The organism is Terrisporobacter muris (assembly GCF_024621905.1).
Classification (GTDB): Bacteria; Bacillota; Clostridia; order Peptostreptococcales; family Peptostreptococcaceae; genus Terrisporobacter; species Terrisporobacter muris.
In genome coordinates this window covers 1-2,791 of sequence record NZ_JANKBY010000405.1, presented here as the reverse complement: position 1 = coordinate 2,791, position 2,791 = coordinate 1, and the positions used below count along the sequence as shown (strand labels likewise).

At 26.2% G+C, this 2,791-nt stretch carries 3 protein-coding genes; all 3 read right to left on the bottom strand.

The genetic code is table 11. From position 1 onward, the window contains the following. Positions 1–169: 169 nt before the first annotated feature. The 3 genes from NSA58_RS18430 to NSA58_RS18420 are packed head-to-tail and all read right to left on the bottom strand — an operon-like array spanning position 170 to position 2,408. Positions 170–442 (bottom strand): hypothetical protein, encoded by a 273-nt coding sequence (locus tag NSA58_RS18430; RefSeq protein WP_039681430.1) that lies wholly within the window; start codon positions 440–442, stop codon positions 170–172. 60 nt (positions 443–502) lie between these two features. Next, complete coding sequence (locus NSA58_RS18425) at positions 503–1,756, bottom strand: HAMP domain-containing sensor histidine kinase (RefSeq protein ID WP_074079351.1); 1,254 nt, start codon at positions 1,754–1,756, stop codon at positions 503–505. Then, positions 1,728–2,408 (bottom strand): response regulator transcription factor, encoded by a 681-nt coding sequence (locus tag NSA58_RS18420; RefSeq protein WP_039681428.1) that lies wholly within the window; start codon positions 2,406–2,408, stop codon positions 1,728–1,730. The genes NSA58_RS18425 and NSA58_RS18420 overlap by 29 nt, the downstream gene beginning before the upstream one ends. Between the last annotated feature and the right edge of the window lie 383 nt (positions 2,409–2,791).

Here is a 2,791-nt window from a genome sequence, read left to right as displayed (position 1 = left end):
CCGATCTATAAATATACACATTATTCCCATATTGTATCAATACAATTTTTCATAATATGAAATCATTGCAAATAAAAAATTCGCTCCGCTCATATCGCCAACGGCTTCGCCCGTTGTTTAAGTAACAAAATTGGAAATTAAAAGACCTGCTATAAAGCAGGTCTTTTAATTATCTATCTTCTTTTTTCATTTGTTTTTTCATTTCTTTTGCAAACTTAGTTTCTTCATACTTATCTTTCATGTCTTCTGCTATTTCTCCAGCATCTACTGCCATTCCTTTTACATCATTTTTTAAATCTTTTGCTGTATGTTTTACTGCATGACCTATTTTTTCAGCCATATGTCCAATTCCATCAGCTGCATGTTTAACACCATTACCTACTTTATCTACGCCTTTTACAACATCATCTTTTATATTTTCCATATCTTTTTTTATATCCATATTTATGCCTCCTATTTATTTCTTAGTTTTATCTTTCCTTAATTTATGAAAATTATTTATCTAAAAATAAATAGTAAACAAAACAGAATTCTTTTTACTTTCCATCTTGTAGTAAAGGTTATGACTTTTTAGTGTTTTACTTACTATATAAAGACCTAGTCCACTGCCACCCGTCTTTCTATTTCTGGATTTTTCTACCCTAAAGAAAGGGTTAAACACGTCACTTAAATACTTATTCTCAATTGTAATCCCAGTGTTTTCTATTTCAAATACTACTGTTTTGCTTGCTTTTGATTTATAAGCTTTAATAATTATTTTTTCGCCTTTTGGAGAATATTTAATTGCATTGTTAATTAAATTATTTAAAACTTTTATAATTTTTTCTCTATCTGCTTTTATATACAATTTATTTTCAACTTTATAAATAAGCTTTAAGTTTTTATCATCTATTAAGTAGCTTTGTCTATTTACCAATTCTTTAAGCATTTCACTTAAGTTAATAGCTTCAATTTTTAAGTCCTTTTCAAGTAACTCATTCTTTGATATTTCCATCATTTCATCTACTAATACTTTAAGCTCTTGAGTACTATCATAAGATTTTCTTAAGTAAGTTTCTCGATCCTTATATTTCCCCACATTATATATCATTCCCTCTAATTGACCGCTAATTATGGTTATTGGAGTTTTTAGTTCATGAGAAATAGTTGCTATAAATTCTTTCCTGTTCTTTTCTTCTTCTCTTTCTTTGTTAATAATCTCAATTAATGGCTTTGTTATAGTTTTAGAATAAATATAAGCCCCAAACAGAGCTATTAAAAAAGCTGAAATTATTATAAATGGAAGAATACTTCTAAGTACTGTGTTTGCCTCATCAATTGGTTGAAGTGGCATAACAATTTCTAAATGATAGAAGTCAGGGCTATCTTTTAACTTTATAGTAGCTCTTATTGTATATTCCTTTACCTGATTTGACATAGGAATATCTCCTGCATACTTATTAGTAATATGTTGTTCATTTTTCCCAAAAATAATAAATCCTTTATCATCTGTTAATATCATAGCAACATTTTGTTTTTTACCTAAAAAATAAAGTCTTCGTTGTAATTCATCTATATCATAAAACTTAGAATCTTCCACTATGGAATTTACACTATTTTTTAAAAGCTCAATCTTGTACTGGTGATAATATGCTGGCATAAAAAAGTATAAAGTTAAATAAATTATAAAGGCCAAAAATAAAAGAAGGCCCGATGTAATAGTAAATAACTTATATTTAATATTTAAATTATTCCAAAACTTCAATATCTTTTTCAAGAGTATAACCTATCCCTTTTACAGTTTTTATATATGGTAAGCATATTTTTTTTCTAAGGTTTTTAATATGAGCATCAACTATTCTTGTATCACCATAATAATCGTACCCCCAAATACTATCCAACAAACTTTCTCTTGTTATTACTTGAGGATATTTTTCTATCAATGTTTTTAATATGTTAAATTCTTTTAAAGTTAATTCTATATTTTTATCTTCCAATTGTACAGAATAAGTATTTAAATCTAATTTTATTTTTTCAAAACTTAAGTAATCATTACTTAGATTACCTTTACCTCTTCTAAGTACTGCTTTTACCCTTTGCATTAAGAGATTAAATGAAAATGGTTTTGTTATATAATCATCACACTCTAATTCAAATCCTTTTAGTTGGTCATTTTCTTCATCCAATGCAGTTAAAAATATAATTGGCACATTTGAACTTTTTCTAATCATTTTACACACAGAATACCCATCTAAATTTGGCATCATTATATCTAATAAAACTAAATCATACTCCTTTTTTTTAAATAATTGTATTCCTTCTAAACCATCACTGGCAAAGTCAACATCATAACCTTCAGCCTTTAAAAACTCTACTATTAACTCTTGTATATTAACATCATCTTCCATAACTAAAATAGATGTATTCATTTCATCACTCCTATAATTTTATATACCTATACTTTAATTTCTTGTTAAAAAATAAAAAATTCGCTTCTCTTGAGTCACGTGCCAGCTAAACACTTCATGTTGCCAACAGCTTCGCCCGTTTCTCAAGTAACAAAGTTGCTTTACTTAAGCAACTACGTATGCAAATCATTTTCATTTAAATAGATTTGAATTTTATAATTTATCCATAAGTCAGATAAAGTACAAATTCATTTAATGTAAAAATATTTGTACTTTTATATTATAATACATATATGAATTTATAATGAAATTTTTATCTAATATAGACATGTTTTATTTTACATTATTTCATACTAGCTATTTTTAATACTTTTACTTATTAAATCAAATTTATTATCAACCTT